The organism is Micromonospora sp. DT43, assembly GCF_049841645.1.
Classification (GTDB): domain Bacteria; phylum Actinomycetota; class Actinomycetes; order Mycobacteriales; family Micromonosporaceae; genus Micromonospora.
Window position 1 is genome coordinate 1 of record NZ_JBNCKR010000021.1, and the last position, 15,129, is coordinate 15,129.

At 72.9% G+C, this 15,129-nt stretch carries 15 protein-coding genes; 1 reads left to right on the forward strand and 14 read right to left on the reverse strand.

Features of this window, described 5'->3' with window-relative positions; all coding sequences use genetic code 11:
• Positions 1-345: 345 nt before the first annotated feature.
• The 3 genes from ACLQ26_RS31135 to ACLQ26_RS31145 all read right to left on the reverse strand — a co-directional run bounded on the left by ACLQ26_RS31135 (position 346) and on the right by ACLQ26_RS31145 (position 4,121).
• Complete coding sequence (locus tag ACLQ26_RS31135) at positions 346-975, reverse strand: hypothetical protein (RefSeq protein ID WP_425747935.1); 630 nt, start codon at positions 973-975, stop codon at positions 346-348.
• 13 nt (positions 976-988) lie between these two features.
• Entirely contained in the window at positions 989-2,773 is a 1,785-nt protein-coding gene (locus tag ACLQ26_RS31140; RefSeq protein ID WP_425747936.1) for a DUF4012 domain-containing protein, read from the reverse strand.
• Positions 2,774-2,873: 100 nt separating this feature from the next.
• Positions 2,874-4,121 carry a glycosyltransferase family 4 protein gene (locus tag ACLQ26_RS31145; protein WP_425747937.1) on the reverse strand — a complete coding sequence of 416 codons (1,248 nt, stop codon included), beginning with the start codon at positions 4,119-4,121 and terminating at the stop codon, positions 2,874-2,876.
• A gap of 168 nt (positions 4,122-4,289) precedes the next feature.
• Here ACLQ26_RS31145 and ACLQ26_RS31150 point away from each other — a divergent pair, with 168 nt between their 5' ends.
• Entirely contained in the window at positions 4,290-4,844 is a 555-nt protein-coding gene (locus tag ACLQ26_RS31150; RefSeq protein ID WP_425747938.1) for a low molecular weight phosphatase family protein, read from the forward strand.
• Here the strand turns inward: ACLQ26_RS31150 and ACLQ26_RS31155 are convergent.
• The 11 genes from ACLQ26_RS31155 to ACLQ26_RS31205 all read right to left on the reverse strand — a co-directional run bounded on the left by ACLQ26_RS31155 (position 4,825) and on the right by ACLQ26_RS31205 (position 15,003).
• Positions 4,825-6,285 carry a polysaccharide biosynthesis tyrosine autokinase gene (locus tag ACLQ26_RS31155; protein WP_425747939.1) on the reverse strand — a complete coding sequence of 487 codons (1,461 nt, stop codon included), beginning with the start codon at positions 6,283-6,285 and terminating at the stop codon, positions 4,825-4,827. The two genes, ACLQ26_RS31150 and ACLQ26_RS31155, sit on opposite strands and share 20 nt — an antisense overlap.
• Before the next feature lie 617 nt (positions 6,286-6,902).
• Complete coding sequence (locus ACLQ26_RS31160) at positions 6,903-7,100, reverse strand: hypothetical protein (protein WP_393292305.1); 198 nt, start codon at positions 7,098-7,100, stop codon at positions 6,903-6,905.
• Between the two features lie 4 nt (positions 7,101-7,104).
• Positions 7,105-7,428 (reverse strand): hypothetical protein, encoded by a 324-nt coding sequence (locus ACLQ26_RS31165; RefSeq protein ID WP_425747940.1) that lies wholly within the window; start codon positions 7,426-7,428, stop codon positions 7,105-7,107.
• The gene (locus ACLQ26_RS31170; protein WP_363687961.1) at positions 7,425-7,787 is read right to left on the reverse strand and encodes a DUF1622 domain-containing protein; all 363 of its coding nucleotides are present in this window, start codon (positions 7,785-7,787) and stop codon (positions 7,425-7,427) included. The genes ACLQ26_RS31165 and ACLQ26_RS31170 overlap by 4 nt, the downstream gene beginning before the upstream one ends.
• A gap of 39 nt (positions 7,788-7,826) precedes the next feature.
• Positions 7,827-8,414: a TMEM165/GDT1 family protein gene (locus ACLQ26_RS31175; RefSeq protein WP_425747942.1), complete on the reverse strand. Its 588-nt coding sequence runs from the start codon at positions 8,412-8,414 to the stop codon at positions 7,827-7,829.
• A 215-nt stretch (positions 8,415-8,629) separates the two neighbouring features.
• Positions 8,630-9,595, reverse strand: a complete 966-nt coding sequence (gene egtD, locus ACLQ26_RS31180; RefSeq protein ID WP_425747943.1) for an L-histidine N(alpha)-methyltransferase — start codon at positions 9,593-9,595, stop codon at positions 8,630-8,632.
• Between the two features lie 53 nt (positions 9,596-9,648).
• Positions 9,649-10,395 (reverse strand): ergothioneine biosynthesis protein EgtC, encoded by a 747-nt coding sequence (egtC, locus tag ACLQ26_RS31185; protein ID WP_425747944.1) that lies wholly within the window; start codon positions 10,393-10,395, stop codon positions 9,649-9,651.
• Positions 10,396-10,435: 40 nt separating this feature from the next.
• A complete protein-coding gene (egtB, locus tag ACLQ26_RS31190; protein WP_425748024.1) occupies positions 10,436-11,773 on the reverse strand; it encodes an ergothioneine biosynthesis protein EgtB in 1,338 nt (445 codons plus the stop codon).
• Positions 11,774-11,802: 29 nt separating this feature from the next.
• A complete protein-coding gene (egtA, locus tag ACLQ26_RS31195) occupies positions 11,803-13,038 on the reverse strand; it encodes an ergothioneine biosynthesis glutamate--cysteine ligase EgtA (RefSeq protein ID WP_425747945.1) in 1,236 nt (411 codons plus the stop codon).
• 155 nt (positions 13,039-13,193) lie between these two features.
• On the reverse strand, positions 13,194-14,129 hold the full coding sequence (locus ACLQ26_RS31200; RefSeq protein WP_425747946.1) for a hypothetical protein: 936 nt from the start codon (positions 14,127-14,129) through the stop codon (positions 13,194-13,196).
• A gap of 16 nt (positions 14,130-14,145) precedes the next feature.
• Positions 14,146-15,003: a sigma-70 family RNA polymerase sigma factor gene (locus ACLQ26_RS31205; RefSeq protein ID WP_425747947.1), complete on the reverse strand. Its 858-nt coding sequence runs from the start codon at positions 15,001-15,003 to the stop codon at positions 14,146-14,148.
• Between the last annotated feature and the right edge of the window lie 126 nt (positions 15,004-15,129).

Below are 15,129 nucleotides of genomic sequence, written 5' to 3' on the forward strand. Positions count from 1 at the left end.
GGTCCTGCGATCGTCAGGGTGTGAAACGACCCCCGGCCCGCCACGATTCCGGCCCACGGATGCACCCGGTCACACCCCAACGACCACCCAGAACCGGACATCCCGCCCAGCCAAGCATGTTTTGGGGAGGATCCCCGGGGTGATCGACTCGGGATTCTGGATGTCGGGGGGTCCCGGTCCTTCGGATGCCCCGGTTTCCAGGAACGCGAGTCGATCAGCGCGGCTGTCCGCATCGGGACGCGCCACAGGCCGTGGGGAGGCGTGACGTGGGGCTGGCGCCCGTCGCAAGATCCGACGGGCGCCAGCCTGAGGTGCGATCCGGGCACTGCCCGGTGGTGGTGCCGGTTAGTGCGCGGCCCCGCCGAAGCGCTGGCGGCGACGCCAGGCCAGGGTCAGCAGCAGCATGATCGCGCCGGCGCCGACGAGGCCGCCGCCGAGCTTGATGGGCGTACCGATGCTGTCACCGGTGACGGGCAGCGGCTGCCTCTTGTGCAGCACCCGCAGCTCGGCGGTGGCGGTCCGGCCGGATTCCCGGCCCGTGGCGGTGAAGGTCAGGTGACCGGTCACCGACGGCTTGTAGCTCTTGGTGAAGCGGCCCTGGGCATTGGTGAACGCCGTGAAGTTGAGCGGAGCGCTCGCCTGGAACGCTACCGGCGCCATGGCCACGGTGGTGCCGTCGCTGCGACGCGCCGGTGCCTGACCTCCTGCCGGAGCGGCGAACGGGGCCACCGTCACCACGATGTCGACGGTCTCGTTGGGGCCGAAGCCCGTGCCGGTCAGGATGACCGTCTCGCCGAGGAAGATCGTCGGCCGGTTGACGGTCAGGTTCGGGCCGGTCGGCGGGTACGGGGGCGGCTGGGGCGGGTCGGTGGTCGCGCTCGGCTGCGGCTGCGGCGCAGCCGCCCCCGCTGCCGTCGGCACGGCCACCACGGCCAGGCCGACCGTGAGCGCCATGATGATGCGGGATAGCCGCATGATTGGTTCCCTCCTACTGGTCACAGCTTGGTGCGGAATGAACTTGGGTGGTCCACGGGCTGGCGGTGGGGGTCAGCCACAGCTCGGCCTGCCCGACGCCGGTCTTGGCCGTCAGAACGGTGACCTCCAGCGCCCGCTCGGCGCCGGGGCCGATGTCGACGTTGGCCGTCGCCACCTGGCGGCGGCGTTCGATACCGCTGCCAACTGCCGTCTCGGCCCCGTCGAGCCGGGCTTCGAGGACGGTGCCGCCAGCCGGACTGAAGATCGACACCAAGGTGCGAACGGTGTACGGATCACCGGCCAGGCCGAGGCCGAGGACCGACTTGCTCAGTCCTGACTTCGGCGCCGTCGAGCGCAGGGTCACCCGCAGCCGGAGCTCGCGGCGGCCGTCGGGCCGGCATTCGCCGACCGTGAGGCTCGCCGTCGGCCGCAGGTAGTAGCCGAGCTTCGCGCCGCTGCCGTCGTTGAGGAACACGCCGACCGTCGGCACGGTGTCCTGTTCTGGAAGCGTCCCGGCCATCCGGCTGTCACCGAATGTCCGCTGTTCTTCAGGTCGGGCACTCCAGAACAATATCCGCCGTTCCGTGATAGCACGGTCGAATGCGGACAACAACACCCTCGGGTTGACATTCTTCTTGAAGAAGGCGTCGAACACCGCGGCGGCGGAGGACGCGAAGTACGCGTCCTGTTGCGCCGTGTCCAGCCTCTGGTAGGTCTCGTTGAGCAGGGTCTGCACGACCTTCTCGCTGGCCAGCGGCACACCACCGGGCACCAGCACCGGCCCGGTCGCCTTGAGCAGGTAGGACAGCACCACCGGGTCGACAGCGAGCACGCCGTCGACAGTGGTTCCGGTCTTGCGTCGGAACATCTCTCGGTACAGAGCGGCAGCGGTCGGGAAGTGCGGGGTGAGGTTGACGTCGGCGGGATAGATGCCCGGCAGGTCGGTCCAGACCGCCCGGGTCTCGGCGGGCAGCTTCAGCGCAGGCGTGAACCGGCCGAGAGAGGCGCTGCTGCCCTGCTGGCCCATCCGGACGCGACCGTTCTCGGCCTCGATCATCGCGTACGCGCCGAACATGCCGCCGGTCGCGCGCAGCTCGGCCAGGTTCTGCGACACGAGCAGGTAGCGCCGCGGGCCACCCGCGCCGAGCAGCGGCGGCAGCAGCCGCGCGCCCTGGTCGGCAGCCGCCGTGAGGCTGGCCAGTCGGTCGATCTCACCGCGCAGGTCGGTCAACGCCTGGCGGACCTGGCTGACCAGCCGGTCGGCGGGCACGGCGTCCAGGTCACGACGGGTGCCCTGCACCGCGTCGTTCACGCGGGTCAGCTCGGCGGAGACCGACGTGAGCCGGGGCAGGTCCAACCGGCCCTCGGCCGGCACCAGGCTGGTCAGGTCCGTCCGCAGCAGGGACGGAAACGCCCGCCGGGCCAGGTCGTCGATGGCGACGGCGATCTGCCGGACCGCGTCGAGGTCGTCGCCGGCGAGGGGGGTACGCCGACCGAGCTTCCAGCTGGGGTCGGAGGTGGCGGCCCGGGCGGCGCCGGACTGCTCCTGCAGGGCCGACAGAGTCCGCAGGGCCCGATCGGTGTCCCCGCCGACCACCTGCGCGCTCAGTTCCCGGGCCAGGCCGGCGGCGTTGAGCAGGTGGGCACGCGCCTGCCAGCCGCGGAAACCGACCCATCCGCCGGCGGCCAGCAGCAGCGATCCGACGACCAGGGCACCGAGCAGGGCCCGTCGCAGTCTCGCCCGCCGGCGACGCCGCGATCGGCTTCGCCGTCGACGCGGCCGTTCGCTCTCCGTCACACCCACACTCCCGTTTGCCCGAACCGGACAGTACGTCGGATTCCCTGACGTTCTTAGCACGTCGAGGGGAATCTCGTACCGTTATGGCGTTTCTCGTCCTTTACGCGAGGTTTCCTCGCGGCTCCCCCGCCGCCTGCGGATTCCGGCCGGCGGCCTCGTGCAGCAGCCGTTCGATCCGGTCCACGCCGGCCGTCAGCGACATCTCCCGCAGGTACGTCTGTCGACCCCGGCGGCCCATCTCGGTACGCGCTGGCGGCGGGATGGTGGCGGCCAACCAGAAACGGTCGGCCAGCGCGGCCCAGTCCTCCGGCGGGCAGGACAGGCCGGCACGGGCGCGTTCGACCAGCTCAGCGGTGTCCCCACCGGCCGACGCCACCACCGGCGCGGCGCAGGAGAGCGCGGCCTGGAGCTTGCCGGGCACCATGCCGCGAAGTTCCGGCAGGTCGCGCAGCATGATCAGCTGGTAGTCGGCGGCGGCGTACAGCTCGGGCATGTCGACAGGGGACCGCCGCTCCAGGAAGCGCACGTTCTCCGCCTTCAGGTCGGCGGCGAGCCCGCGCACCCGCCGCTCGTCCGCGCCCGACCCGACCAGGACCAGGTCCATGGTGCGGTCCAGCGCGGCAGCGGCCCGTACCGCCGTCTCCAGCCCCTGGCGCGCGCCGATGGTCCCGGCGTGCATGACCACGCACCGGCGGTCCCGGCGGACCATCTGCCGGGCCGCCGCGCCGGGTGTCGCCGGGTAGAAGATGCGCTCGTCGGTCCAGTTCAGCACCAGCTGGACCCGGGACGGATCCGCCCCGGCGGCGACCACGAGATCCCGCATCGACGGCGCGGCCACCGCGACCCGCGCGGCGGTCCGGTAGATGCGGGTCATCGCGGCACCCATCCGCGCCGACCAGCGTCCCTCGCCCGCCGCGTCCACCCCGTCGCGTGCCCACACATCCTGTACGTGCAGCACGGCCGGCACCTTCGGAAGCAGCCGGAACACCGCGGCGGTGGCGAACGTGGTGGCCGGCAGTTGGAAGACGTAGAGCGCGTCCACGTCCCCGAGGAACCGACGCGCCGCCAGTGACGCGCTGCCGGCGAACGACAGGTAGCTGGCCATCCGCGCGCCCGTGGAGGCGGCCCCGCCGGAGAAGCGCGGCACCCGCCGGACCGCCAGCCGTTGACTGTGCGTCTCGTGGTGCCAGCGCTGCCGCCACCCCGGATAGATGTGGCCGCCGGGGTAGTCCGGGAACCCGGTGAGCACGCGGACCTCGTGTCCGCGCGCGGCCAGTTCCTCGGCGAGGCTGCCGGGGATGAAGGCGGGCTCGGGCGGGAAGTGGTACGACAGGATGCCGATCTTCACCGGGGCACCGCCGGCGAGCACGGATCGGCCTCGGCCGGCGCGGCACCGCGGCCGGTGGGCGTGACGCCCGCGTACGATGCCGACAACCCCTCCCCGCGCGGCCAGCGGCGTCGACGCACCGCCCTCGCGGTGTGGCGACCCCTGTCCGCACCCACGAGAGGGCTTCCGATGGCCGACCGCGTGTTGTTCGTCTGCCACGCCAACCTGTGCCGTTCGCCGATGGCCGAGTACCTGGCCCGCAGGCTGCTGGCCGACCGGCCCGTGCTGGTGTCCAGCGCCGGCACCGACGCGATGGACGGGATGGCCATGCACCCGTACGCCGCGCAGATCGCCGCCGAGGGCGGCGGCGACCCGGCGGCGTTCGCCAGCCGGACGCTGCGTCCCGAATACCTGGCGGACGCGGCGCTCGTGCTGACCGCGACGCGGCGGCAGCGTTCGGTCTGCACCGCGCTGGCGCCCGGCGCGCTGCACCGGACGTTCACCCTGCGCCAGTTCGGCCGGCTGGCGGCGGCGGCCGAGCCGCCCGACGGGTCGCGCGACGACCCACTGGCCGCCGCCATCGCCGCCGCCGCCCACGCCCGGGGGCGGTTGCAACCCGCCGCCCCGGACGCGGACGACCTGCGGGACCCGATCGGCGGGACCGCCGCCGACTTCCGTCGTTGCGCTGAGGAGATCGAACGCTCGCTACGACCCCTCGCCGCGCTCATCGGGGCAACCGGGTGAGTTCCTGCGTGCGGTCGCTGACGCCGTTGACCCCGGCGCCCTCGCTGTGTCGGGCGGCGGTGGCCCGGTCGGTCGGCACCGACGGCGTGGCCTGCGAGGCGACCACCCGGTAGGCCTCGTACTGGTACGCCTCGGCCTTGGCCACCTTGGCCATGTTCAGCACACAGCCGAGCAACCGCACCGAGACCGAGTGCAGCGAGCGGGCGGCAGCTGCCACCTGGGCTCGAGACGTACGGCCCTGCTGACTCACCAGCAGCGCGCCGTCGGCCTGCACGGCCACCACGACACCGTCGGTCACCGCGAGCAGCGGCGCGGTGTCGATGATCACGATGTCCGCGGACTCCCGCAGCGCGAGCAGCAGATCCGCCATCGCCTTGGAGCCGAGCAGTTCGCTCGGGTTCGGCGGCGCGGAGCCGCTGGGCAGCACCAACAGGGACTTGTCGCCCCACCGCTGCACCACGTCACCGACCTGGACGTCGCCGACAAGCACGTCGGTGAGTCCGACCCCCGCGTCCAGGCCCAGGTACTCGTCGACCTTCGGGCGGCGCAGGTCCGCGTCGACAAGCAGCACCCGCCAACCCGCCTCGGCCAGCGCGATGGCCAGGTTGCAGGAGAGCGTCGTCTTGCCCTCGCCCTGCAGGGCGCTGGTCACGGCGATGACGCGGGCCGGCTCGTGTACGTCCACGAAGCGCAGGTTGGTCCGCAGCTTGCGGATCGCCTCGGCACGGGCCGAACTCGCGGCCTCACCGATGATCAGCGGCGAGGTACGGGCGCTGCTCTCGAAGGGAATGTCACCGAGCAGCGGGCTGCCGGTGGCGCGTTGCAGGCCGGCGGCGTCCCGCAGGCGGATGTCGGCGACGCCGCGCAGGATCGCCAGGCCGACGCCGAGCACCAGACCGACCAGACCGCCGAGGGTGAGGTTGCGCATCGGTCGCGGTGAGACGGGGCTGGCGCTGACCCGGGGGCCGCTCACCACCTCGATCTTGATCGGCGCCTTGCCCTCGGGCGGCGTCTCGACCTTCTGCACGAGCTCGACGAACTTCGTGGCGAGGGTTTCGGTCACCCGCAACGCACGGGCCTGGTCGGTGTCGGTGACGGAGGCGCGCAGCAGGACGGTGCCCGTCTCGGTGGAGGTGGTCACCCGGTGCTGGACCTCGTCCGCGGTGAGCCCGACCGGGGTCTCGGCCACCACGCTCTGCGCGAGACGGTCGCTGCTGAGCAGGTCGGCGTACGACTTGACACGCTGCTGAAGGAACAGCCCACCCTGGTAGGCGTCGGTGACGCCCTGGTTGGGGGTGGTGACGAAGAAGGTCACCGAGGCGACGTACCGGGGCTGGGCCCGTACGGTCAGGAACGCCGAAATGCCCAGGGTCACCATGACCGTGACCAGCACGACCCACCAGTGCCGACGCACGTGGCGCAATTGGCGGAGCAGGTCCATCAGGAGTGCCTCCGTGCGGGTCCGGTTACGCCAAAGAACTTCACGAAAACCCCCAAGGTCGTCTGCCAACTCGTGAAACCATTAAAGCCGCTCATACGGCTTATGTCCGGAGTTACGTAGTTTCGGGGGCGAACAAGTGCGCCCGCATGACCAACCCGGCAAAGGGCCATTCGGCTGCGGCGATATCCGGGAAAAGTCCACGACCAATCGCCGGCACCTCGACCTGCGCCCGGCACCCGGGCCGGCGACGGACCTTCTTCGGGGCGGAGCTGGCCCCAAGCGCAAGTTCGTGGTCGACGACCTCCGGGGGCCGCGAGGCGGGCGCTTCCGGTGGTGGCCGCCATGGGCGGCGAGATGGTGCTGCCCGCGCCGACCTGGATGAGTAAAGCCTCACTCAGGCCGGGGCTGGGGTCTCGGCGTGGGGCGCTGGCCAACGACCGTGTCCGCCCCCACGAAGGGGACCGAGGGTCACCGCGTGCCGGCCGTGCTCGCGGTGGTCAGCCCACACCTGACACCGGCCGGCAGAAAGTGGCGGTCGCGGACGGAAACTCGTCGGCCGTGACCGGAAGGACGCCGACGGTCGCCCGCACGGGGCGACCGTCGGCATGGGGAACGCGTCAGCGGCGGCGCTCGTTGGGCCGGCGCTCCTCGGTCTCGTCGGCCAGCGCGTCGGTCGTCGGCGCGGTGAGATCGTCGCCGGGCACCGCCACCTCCTCCGCGAGATCCTGCTCGTCGGGCTTGCCGCCGGGCTGGGGCTCGGGAGCGGTGGCGCCGCCGGCGTAGCCGTACTCGTTCGGTTCGTCGTGCCGGCTCATGTGGTTATCCTCCCGCTTTTCCCTGTTTCGCTGCTACCGCCCACGCTAAGTGGTGGTCGTCGTCCGCGCAGCGCGGCGGGGATTGTCGACGCGACCATGGCGGCGTGAAACTCAACGCCGCCGCGAGCAGTTGGCGCAGCGCGACGATCGCCGCCGCGGTGGCCAGTCCACCCCACTGCGGATCACCTGCGAGGCGGAGCAGACCGGCCGCCGTCAGCAGGTCCAACAGCACCCGGACCGCGACCCGGAGGGCACCGGTGCACAGCGCCGTCACCACACCGGCGACCAGGGCCAACGCGGTCACCACCTCGACCAGCGCGCCGATCACGACCGCTGCTGCCCATCGCTGACCTGTCGCTGCTCCTGCCGGATCTCTCGGCCCAGGAAGTAGTTGAGCGCCGTCCGGATGGTGGCGATCGCCGCCAGCTGGCCGATCTGGGTGAACGACGGCGACACGGCGGTCCGCAGGACGTCGGCCGCCAGTTGGAACTCCAGACCGAGCGTCAGAAAGCGGCCCAGGGACAGCCGGATCGGGGTGAAGACGGCGGCGGTGCGGTGCCGCAGCCCTTCGACCGCGAACCGCACCGCCGCCCACAGGGCGCCCACGAAGATCACCAGGGCCCCGGCCACCTCCACCACGGCGACAAGCACCTCGTCGCCGTGGCGCAGCAGCTCCGCCGGCTCCACCCGCAGGCGTTACCCGCCAGCGGCGCAGCTAGTCGGTGCTCAGGTCAGCTCGTTGACGGCCTCCAGGATCAGCCAGAGGCCACTGATGGCGAAGAGCACCGCGGCGCCGTACCTGATGGTCTTCTCCGGCAGGCGGCGGCCGAGCATCCGGCCGACCAGGATGGCCAGCGCGTCCGCGGCCACCATGCCGATCGTGGAGCCGAGCCAGGTGCCGAACCAGCCGTACTTGGTGGCCAGGGTGATCGTCGCGAGCATCGTCTTGTCGCCCAGCTCGGCCAGGAAGAACGCCACAGACACCGCCACGATCGCTCTCTTGCTGGTCCTCTCGGCCTTGCGCTTCTCCTCCTCGGTGAGCGTGTCACCGCGTAGCGTCCACGCGCCGAAGCCGAGGAACGCCACACCGGCCACCAGGGAGATCCACTCGGTGGGCAGCACGGCGCCGAGACCCGAACCGATGGCGACCGACGCCAGGTGCACCACCGCCGTGGCGACGGTGATGCCGATCAGCACCGGCACCGGTTTGAACCGCGTGGCGAACGTCAGCGCCATCAACTGGGACTTGTCTCCCAGCTCGGCCACGAAAATGACGCCGAAGCTGACGACCAGCGCGGCGAGGAATCCCTCCATGACATCCTTCCCGTTCACGCCGGGAGGAGGTACGGGGGCGCCCTCGACCCGGCTGCAACAGCCTGAGTCGAAGGTCTCGCCCGCCCCGGAGACCGGGGCCGCGTGGCCGGGTGCGGAACGCACCAGTATGTCGACCACGACATTGGGGGCTACTCCCCTTCGCGCGACAAGCCTAACCGATCACCGAACGGGCCGGGTGTCGTGGGTGAACAGCCTCATCGTGCCTGCGCCAACGTCACCCCGAAGAGCCCGTCCGGGTCGGTCCAGAAGTGTGCCGCCGCGAAGCCCGCGTCGCGCAGCTCGGCGGCCACCCCCTCCGGGCGGAACTTCGCCGACACCTCCGTCCGCAGCTCCTCCCCCGCAGCGAACTCGACAGTCAGGTCCAGCACCCGGACCCGCATCGGCCGCGTCGCCCGCAGCCGCATCTCGATCCACTCGTGGTCCGAGTCCCAGTGAGCGACGTGCGCGAACGCCTCCGGGTCGAAGTCGGCGCCCAGCTCCCGGTTGATCACGTACAGCACGTTGCGGTTGAACTCCGCCGTGACCCCCGCCGCGTCGTCGTACGCGGGCACGATCACCGACGGGTCCTTCACCAGGTCGGTGCCGAGCAGCAGCCAGTCACCCACCTCCAGCGCGGCGCGCATCGCCGCCAGGAAGTCGGCCCGCTCGGCCGGCAACAGGTTGCCGATCGTGCCACCCAGGAACACCACCAACCGCCGACCACCGGTGGGCAGCCGGTCGAGGTGGCGGGTGAAGTCCCCCACGATGCCCCGGACCCGCAGCCCCGGATAGTCGACGGCGATCTGCGCAGTCGACCCCAGCAGGGCACTTACCGACACGTCCAGCGGTACGAACGTGCCCAGACCGCCCCGACGGGTGAACGCGTCCAGCAGCAGCCGGGTCTTCTCCGACGAGCCGGAGCCCAGCTCGATCAGGGTCTTGACATCCGTCAGCGCGGCGATGTCAGGTGCGTGCGCGGCCAGCACCGCCCGCTCCGCCCGGGTCGGGTAGTACTCGGGCAGCCGGGTGATCTCCTCGAACAGCTCACTGCCCCGCGAGTCGTAGAACCACTTCGGCGGCAGCCACTTCGCCTCGGCGGTCAACCCGGCCCGGACGTCCTGACGCAGACCACGCTCCAGGTCCTGCGGCTCAAGGTAGATCTCCAACGGTTCCGCGGTCATCGGTCCTGCCTCTCTGCTCCGTCACACACCTCGCGTTGCCCGACCGGCGCGACTCACGCGGTCGGCAGTGGGCACATCCGCACCTCGTCCACGGTGGCGGTGACCAGGTGTTCCTCCGGTACCGGCCGCCACCCGGGGTCGTCGTCGTGTGGCTCGGAGGCCACCAGCACCGAGCCCGCCGCCGCGCGCACCGACAGCGCATGCCCGGACGTGGTGGCCACCACCCGCCGCCCGTCGGTGAGCAGCACGTTCAGCCGCGACCCCGGGGCGGCCCCGGCGACCTCGGCCACCGTCGCGGCCACCGCCTCCGCCGGGTCGTCACCGGCGCGCAGCCGGTGCCGCACCAGCGCCCACAACAGCGCCGAGTCGGTGGCCGCGTCCAGGGTCAGCAGGTCACGCACCGGCAGGCCGGCGGCGAGCGGCACCACCGCGTCCGGCCAGCCCCGGACCACACCGTTGTGGCTGAACAGCCACCGCCCCTCGGCGAACGGCGCGGCGGCGCCGTCGAGCACCGCCATCCCGACGGTCGCCGAGCGGACCGCGGCCAGCACCGCGCCGGTGCGGGTCACCGCCGCCAACTCGGCGATCGTCGGGTCGCTCCAGATCGGCTGGGCACGCCGGTACCGCACCGGATCGCCGTCGTCCGGATACCAGCCGACCCCGAACCCGTCGGCGTTGATCGTGCCGCCGCCGCGCATGTCGCGCGGCGCCCACGACTGGCGTACGAGGGCGTGCGCCGGCTCGAACAGCAGCTCGGCAAGCGTGACCGGCGGCCCCAGATAGGCCAGGTGACGACACATCAGCGCAACCCGGCCGCCAGCGCGCCGGCCCCGTGGGACGTCACCGCTGCGACTCGTCCGGACCGGCGTCGCGGGCGCAGCGGAAACCGCTGAAGATCTGCCGCCGGATCGGATAGTCCCAGTTGCGGAACGTCCCCCGGCACGCCGACCGGTCCGTGCCGAACGACCCGCCGCGCAACACCCGGTAGTCGTCGCCGAAGAAGACCTCCGAGTATTCGCGGTACGGAAACGCGGTGAAGCCCGGATGCCCACGGAAGGTTGTCGACGTCCACTCCCAGACGTCCCCGATGAGCTGGTGCACACCCAGCGGCGACGCGCCGGCCGGGTACGCGCCCACCGGCGCCGGGCGCAGGTGACGCTGGTCGAGGTTGGCGTACGCCTCGGTCGGGTCCCCGTCGCCCCACGGGTAGCGGCGCGACCGGCCCGTCGCCGGATCCCACCGGGCGGCCTTCTCCCACTCCGCCTCGGTCGGCAGACGCTTGCCGGCCCACGCGGCGTACGCCTGCGCCTCGTAGAAGCACACGTGCACCACCGGCTCGTCGGCGCGCACCCGATCCCACCGGCCGAACCGCCGGTACGCCCAGCCGTCGCCGTCGCGGCGCCAGTGCATCGGCGCGACGAGTTGCTCGGAAACCCGGTGCTCCCAGCCCGCCGCGCTCCACCAGCGCGGATCGGCGTAGCCGCCGTCGGCGATGAACGCCTCGTACTCGCCGTTGGTGACGGGTGTGGCATCGATGACGTACGCGGGCAGGTCGACGCGATGCGCGGGGCGTTCGTTGTCCAGCGCCCACGGGTCGGTGTCGGTGCCCATCGTGAACTCGCCCGCCGGCACCAGCACCTCGCCGCCGACCCGGGCGGTCGGCTCGGGCGGTGGCGGGGCGTGCAGAACCGCCGCACCCGCCCGCAGCTGGTGGGTCGCGAGCATCGTCTCGTCGTGCTGCTGCTCGTGCTGCACGATCATGCCGAAGGCGAACCCGTCGGCGACCAACGGCCGATCGGTGAAGCTCACGGCGTCGAGCAGGTCGTGCACCTTGTCGCGGACCGTACCCAGATAGGCGCGCGCCTCCGCCGGTGGCAGCAGCGGCAGCGCGGGCCGGTCCCGGCGGGGCTGCTTGAACGCGTCGTACAGCTCGTCGATGTCACAACGGACCGGCTCGCGGCCACCCACATCACGGACCAACCAGAGCTCCTCCTGATTGCCCACGTGCGCCAGATCCCAGACCAACGGCGACATCAACGGAGAGTGCTGACGCATCAGGTCGTCGTCGTCGACCGCCTCGGTCAGCAGAGCCGTACGGGACCGGGCGCGTGCCAACTCCTCCGCGATCCGGCCCCGCAAAACCTCCCCCTCGGGATGTTCCGTCGTGCGTACGCTCACCGTCTCGCCCTCCACCGCTTTCCTCGCGCTCACCGGTCTCCCCTCTGTGCGGCGGCCAGCCGCCGCCGTACGCCTCGTTGGACCTCGTCGTGGGTGTCGGCCGGCAGTTCCAGGCGGGGCAGTGCCGCCAGGGCCAGGTCGAGAAGCGCGGCCGCGGCGGCGGCCAGCGGCGGGTCGGACAGGCCGTGCCGGGCGGCAGCCGACCAGCGGTGCGCCACCGGCGCGGCGATCGCGTACGCCGCCCGCACGGTGCCCGCGTCGACGAACAGCGCGCTCAGCACCGCCAGCGGGAGGCGCCAGTCCCGGTCGGGCTGAGCGTCCAGATAGCGCAGCTCCAGGTAACCGCGTGGGCGCACGGGTGGAAAGAGGGTGCTGACGTGGTAGTCGAGATCATCGGTGGTGGGCGGGCGAGGCAGCGCGCCGTCGAGCCAGTCGGCGAAGGTGACACCCGGCGGCGGAGCCCAGTCCGGGCCGCGTCGACGCAGGCAGAGCAGCGGCGCGGCGAGCACGTACCGGATCCAGGTGGCCGTCGGGTCCTCGTCGGCGTTGCCGGGCACCCACACCGGGCGGGTGCGGGCCGGGTCGATGGCCAACCAGGCGGCCATCCGCGCGGACGCCCAACCGGTGCGCCGCCCGGCGTGCCGGCTGGCCGAGGCGAACGCCGCGAGCAACGGCGGCCCGACCGCGTGGGCCGCCGCCCAACGCGCCGCCAGCTGGTCGGGCTCGCCGATGTCGAGGCAGACCTGCAGACCGGCGGTGCTGTACATCATCGTCCGGCCGGCCGGACCGCGCCTGTCGAAGGCGCGACGCATGGCGCGGTAACGGGGGGTGTCCACCACCGGGCGAGGCCGACGGTGGGGATCGATGCCGGTGCGACCGAGGGTCAGCCCCGCGGCGGCCAGCAGGCCGGTGACCTGGGCGATGTCGGCCTCGGTGGCCCGGATCAGGGAGCCGGTCGAGGAGCGCGGCGGGGTGGAGATCTCCAACTGGCCGCCCGGTTCGACTGTCACCGTGCCGCCGTGGCGCAGCGGCTCGGCGGGACTCGTGGCGTCCAGCGTGACGGGGCTGTGACGCCCCAGCGCCGCCCGCAGCCGCACCGGATCGACAGGTCGGGCAGGGTCGGCGGCGTCGTGCACGGTCCATTCCAGTTCGACGCCCGTGTATGTCGGGGGGCCGGTCTTGAAGCAGATGCGGGCGAGATGCCGGCCCGCGGCGGCGGACTCCCGCAGGATCGCGCTGCGGTCCAGCTCGGGTGACGTCACCATGGGTGCAGCCTCCTTCGTCGTGCGCCAGCTCCGGGACACTGTGCCACCGTAAACCCACCCACCGACACTCTCGGCGGCGTCGACAGTGCCACCAACCCCTGTCTAACAGACGAATTTCCCGGTGCACGCCAGAACGAACCGCACCGGCCGGACGCTCAGTCCCGAGCCGGTCCCGCCGGGTGGGAGGGCTTGATCCGCGCCGATCCGGGCGGCGTCGCCGCTGTCGACGGTTCGGCGGGGGGAGACGGCCGCGCCGGGTCGGACGGCGCCGCCGACGGGGACGGTCCCGCCGGAGCGGACGGCTTCGCCTCGGGCACCAGGCGCTGGCAGTACGCCTCGACGGCGCCGACGCCACCGGCGGCCGTCACCAGCCGCTGGAAGGACGGCGTCCGCAGCGCCTTCTCCCGCTGCTCGGGCTTCTTGGCCAGCCAGGCCCGACACAGTCCGTGCAGCTGACCGTTCGGGGTGGGTCCGACGGACGGAGTGCGGGACGAGGACGGCGGGCCGGACGGCGTCGACCGGTCCGGCGAGGCCGGCGGGGCCGACGCGGTCGCTGCGGGGCCACTGCCGGTCGGTGGCGCGCTGCTCGGCGCCGGCGGCAGCGGGTCGGGTGCCCGGTCCAGGCCGGCTGCGGCGAACGCGGCGCCCGCGGTGGCGGTGGCGGTCAGCGCGCCGATCCACGCCAACGCACCGGTGGTGAGCCGCCGGCGGCGGGGACGTCGGGCCGCAGGTGACACCGGGGCGGCGGTCCGGGCGGCCCGGAACGCGGCCAGCGCGGCCTCCTCGCCCGCCAGCTCCCCCGGCCGGACCGGGCCGGCAGCGGCGGAAAGCAGCCGCGCCAACGGGTCGGCCGCCGCAGCCGAGGCGGCGGTCGCGCCGGATCGCTCGGTCGCGTCGAGGTCGAGGGTCGCGTCGGAGTCCATGGCCGCGTCGACGCGGGTGCCGTCGAGACCGGGAGACGCCTCGGAGTCGAGAGACGGGTCAGGGCGGAGAGACGCCTCGGGATCGACTGCCGCGTCGATGCGGGTGGCGTCGAGCAGCCGTTCGGTCTCGGCACGGCCGCCGTGGCGGTCCGGCCGGTACGGGTTCATCCGGAATCCCCTCACGTCAGCCGTCCGCCTGCTCGGCGTGTGACGTCCGCCGGGATCGGCCGGTCCGCCCGCGACGTGGCGGAACCACCTCGGCGCCGACCGACGGTACGACGCCGTCGGCGCCGAGGGCCGGCGCCGAGGTCGCGTCCGGCGCGGACCCCGGGCCCGGCGCACCGGGCGCAGGCGCAGGCACCGTGTTCGGCGGGCCCTGCGCCTCGGGCGCAGGCCGTGCGGACGCCGGGCCCTGCCCGCCGGGCGCAGGGGCAGGCCGCGCGGACACCGGGTCCGGTACGCCTGTCGCCCGGGTCGCGCCGGCGCCCTCGGCCGGCGGCTCGGTCCCCGTCTGCCGGTCCAGCAGGGTGGCCAGCCGCCGCAGCCCACGGTGGGCGGCGGTCCGGACTGCTCCGGCCCGGCGTCCCAACACCCGACCGGCCGACTCCGCGTCCAGCCCGATCACGGCCCGCAACAGCACCGCCTCGGCCTCGCGCGGCGGCAGCGTGGCGATCAGCGCCAGGGCCCCTTCGGTGCTGATCGTCTCGTCGGCCCGCTCGGCGGTGTCGCCGTCGCCGGCCAGGTCGGTGAGCGCCTGCACCGGGACCGGCAGCGACGGTCGTCGACGCAGCCGGCGCAGATGGTCCATGGCCCGGTTACGGGCGATGGTGACCGTCCAGGCGCGGAACTCGCCGCCGGTGAAGCGGGGCAGGTCACGGGAGATCTGCAACCAGGTCTCCGACGCCACGTCCTCGGCGTCCGCGCCGACCAGGGCGGTCAGGTAGCGGAGCAGACCCGGCTGGAGGCTGCGGTACAGGAAACGGAAGGCGTCCTCGTCCCCGGCCTGCGCGGCGATGACCGCCTCGGACAACTCGCCGGTCATCGGCGGCTCGCGGGTGGCTCGGGGTTGCGGCCCGGCCCGACGCGCCGCGCCGGCGCTGTCCGCGCGCGAACCGTCGGCCCCACCGGCTCCCGCACCCGCACCGCCCTCCACCGAATCCGCTGTCGC

Coding starts and splice junctions, on each gene's coding strand:
- ACLQ26_RS31135 (WP_425747935.1), bottom strand. CDS start 975: ATGCGGCTATCCCGCATCATCATGGCGCTCACGGTCGGCCTGGCCGTG.
- ACLQ26_RS31150 (WP_425747938.1), top strand. CDS start 4,290: ATGGCCGACCGCGTGTTGTTCGTCTGCCACGCCAACCTGTGCCGTTCG.
- ACLQ26_RS31155 (WP_425747939.1), bottom strand. CDS start 6,285: ATGGACCTGCTCCGCCAATTGCGCCACGTGCGTCGGCACTGGTGGGTC.
- ACLQ26_RS31160 (WP_393292305.1), bottom strand. CDS start 7,100: ATGAGCCGGCACGACGAACCGAACGAGTACGGCTACGCCGGCGGCGCC.
- ACLQ26_RS31175 (WP_425747942.1), bottom strand. CDS start 8,414: ATGGAGGGATTCCTCGCCGCGCTGGTCGTCAGCTTCGGCGTCATTTTC.
- egtD (WP_425747943.1), bottom strand. CDS start 9,595: ATGACCGCGGAACCGTTGGAGATCTACCTTGAGCCGCAGGACCTGGAG.
- egtC (WP_425747944.1), bottom strand. CDS start 10,395: ATGTGTCGTCACCTGGCCTATCTGGGGCCGCCGGTCACGCTTGCCGAG.
- egtA (WP_425747945.1), bottom strand. CDS start 13,038: ATGGTGACGTCACCCGAGCTGGACCGCAGCGCGATCCTGCGGGAGTCC.
- ACLQ26_RS31200 (WP_425747946.1), bottom strand. CDS start 14,129: ATGAACCCGTACCGGCCGGACCGCCACGGCGGCCGTGCCGAGACCGAA.
- ACLQ26_RS31205 (WP_425747947.1), bottom strand. CDS start 15,003: ATGACCGGCGAGTTGTCCGAGGCGGTCATCGCCGCGCAGGCCGGGGAC.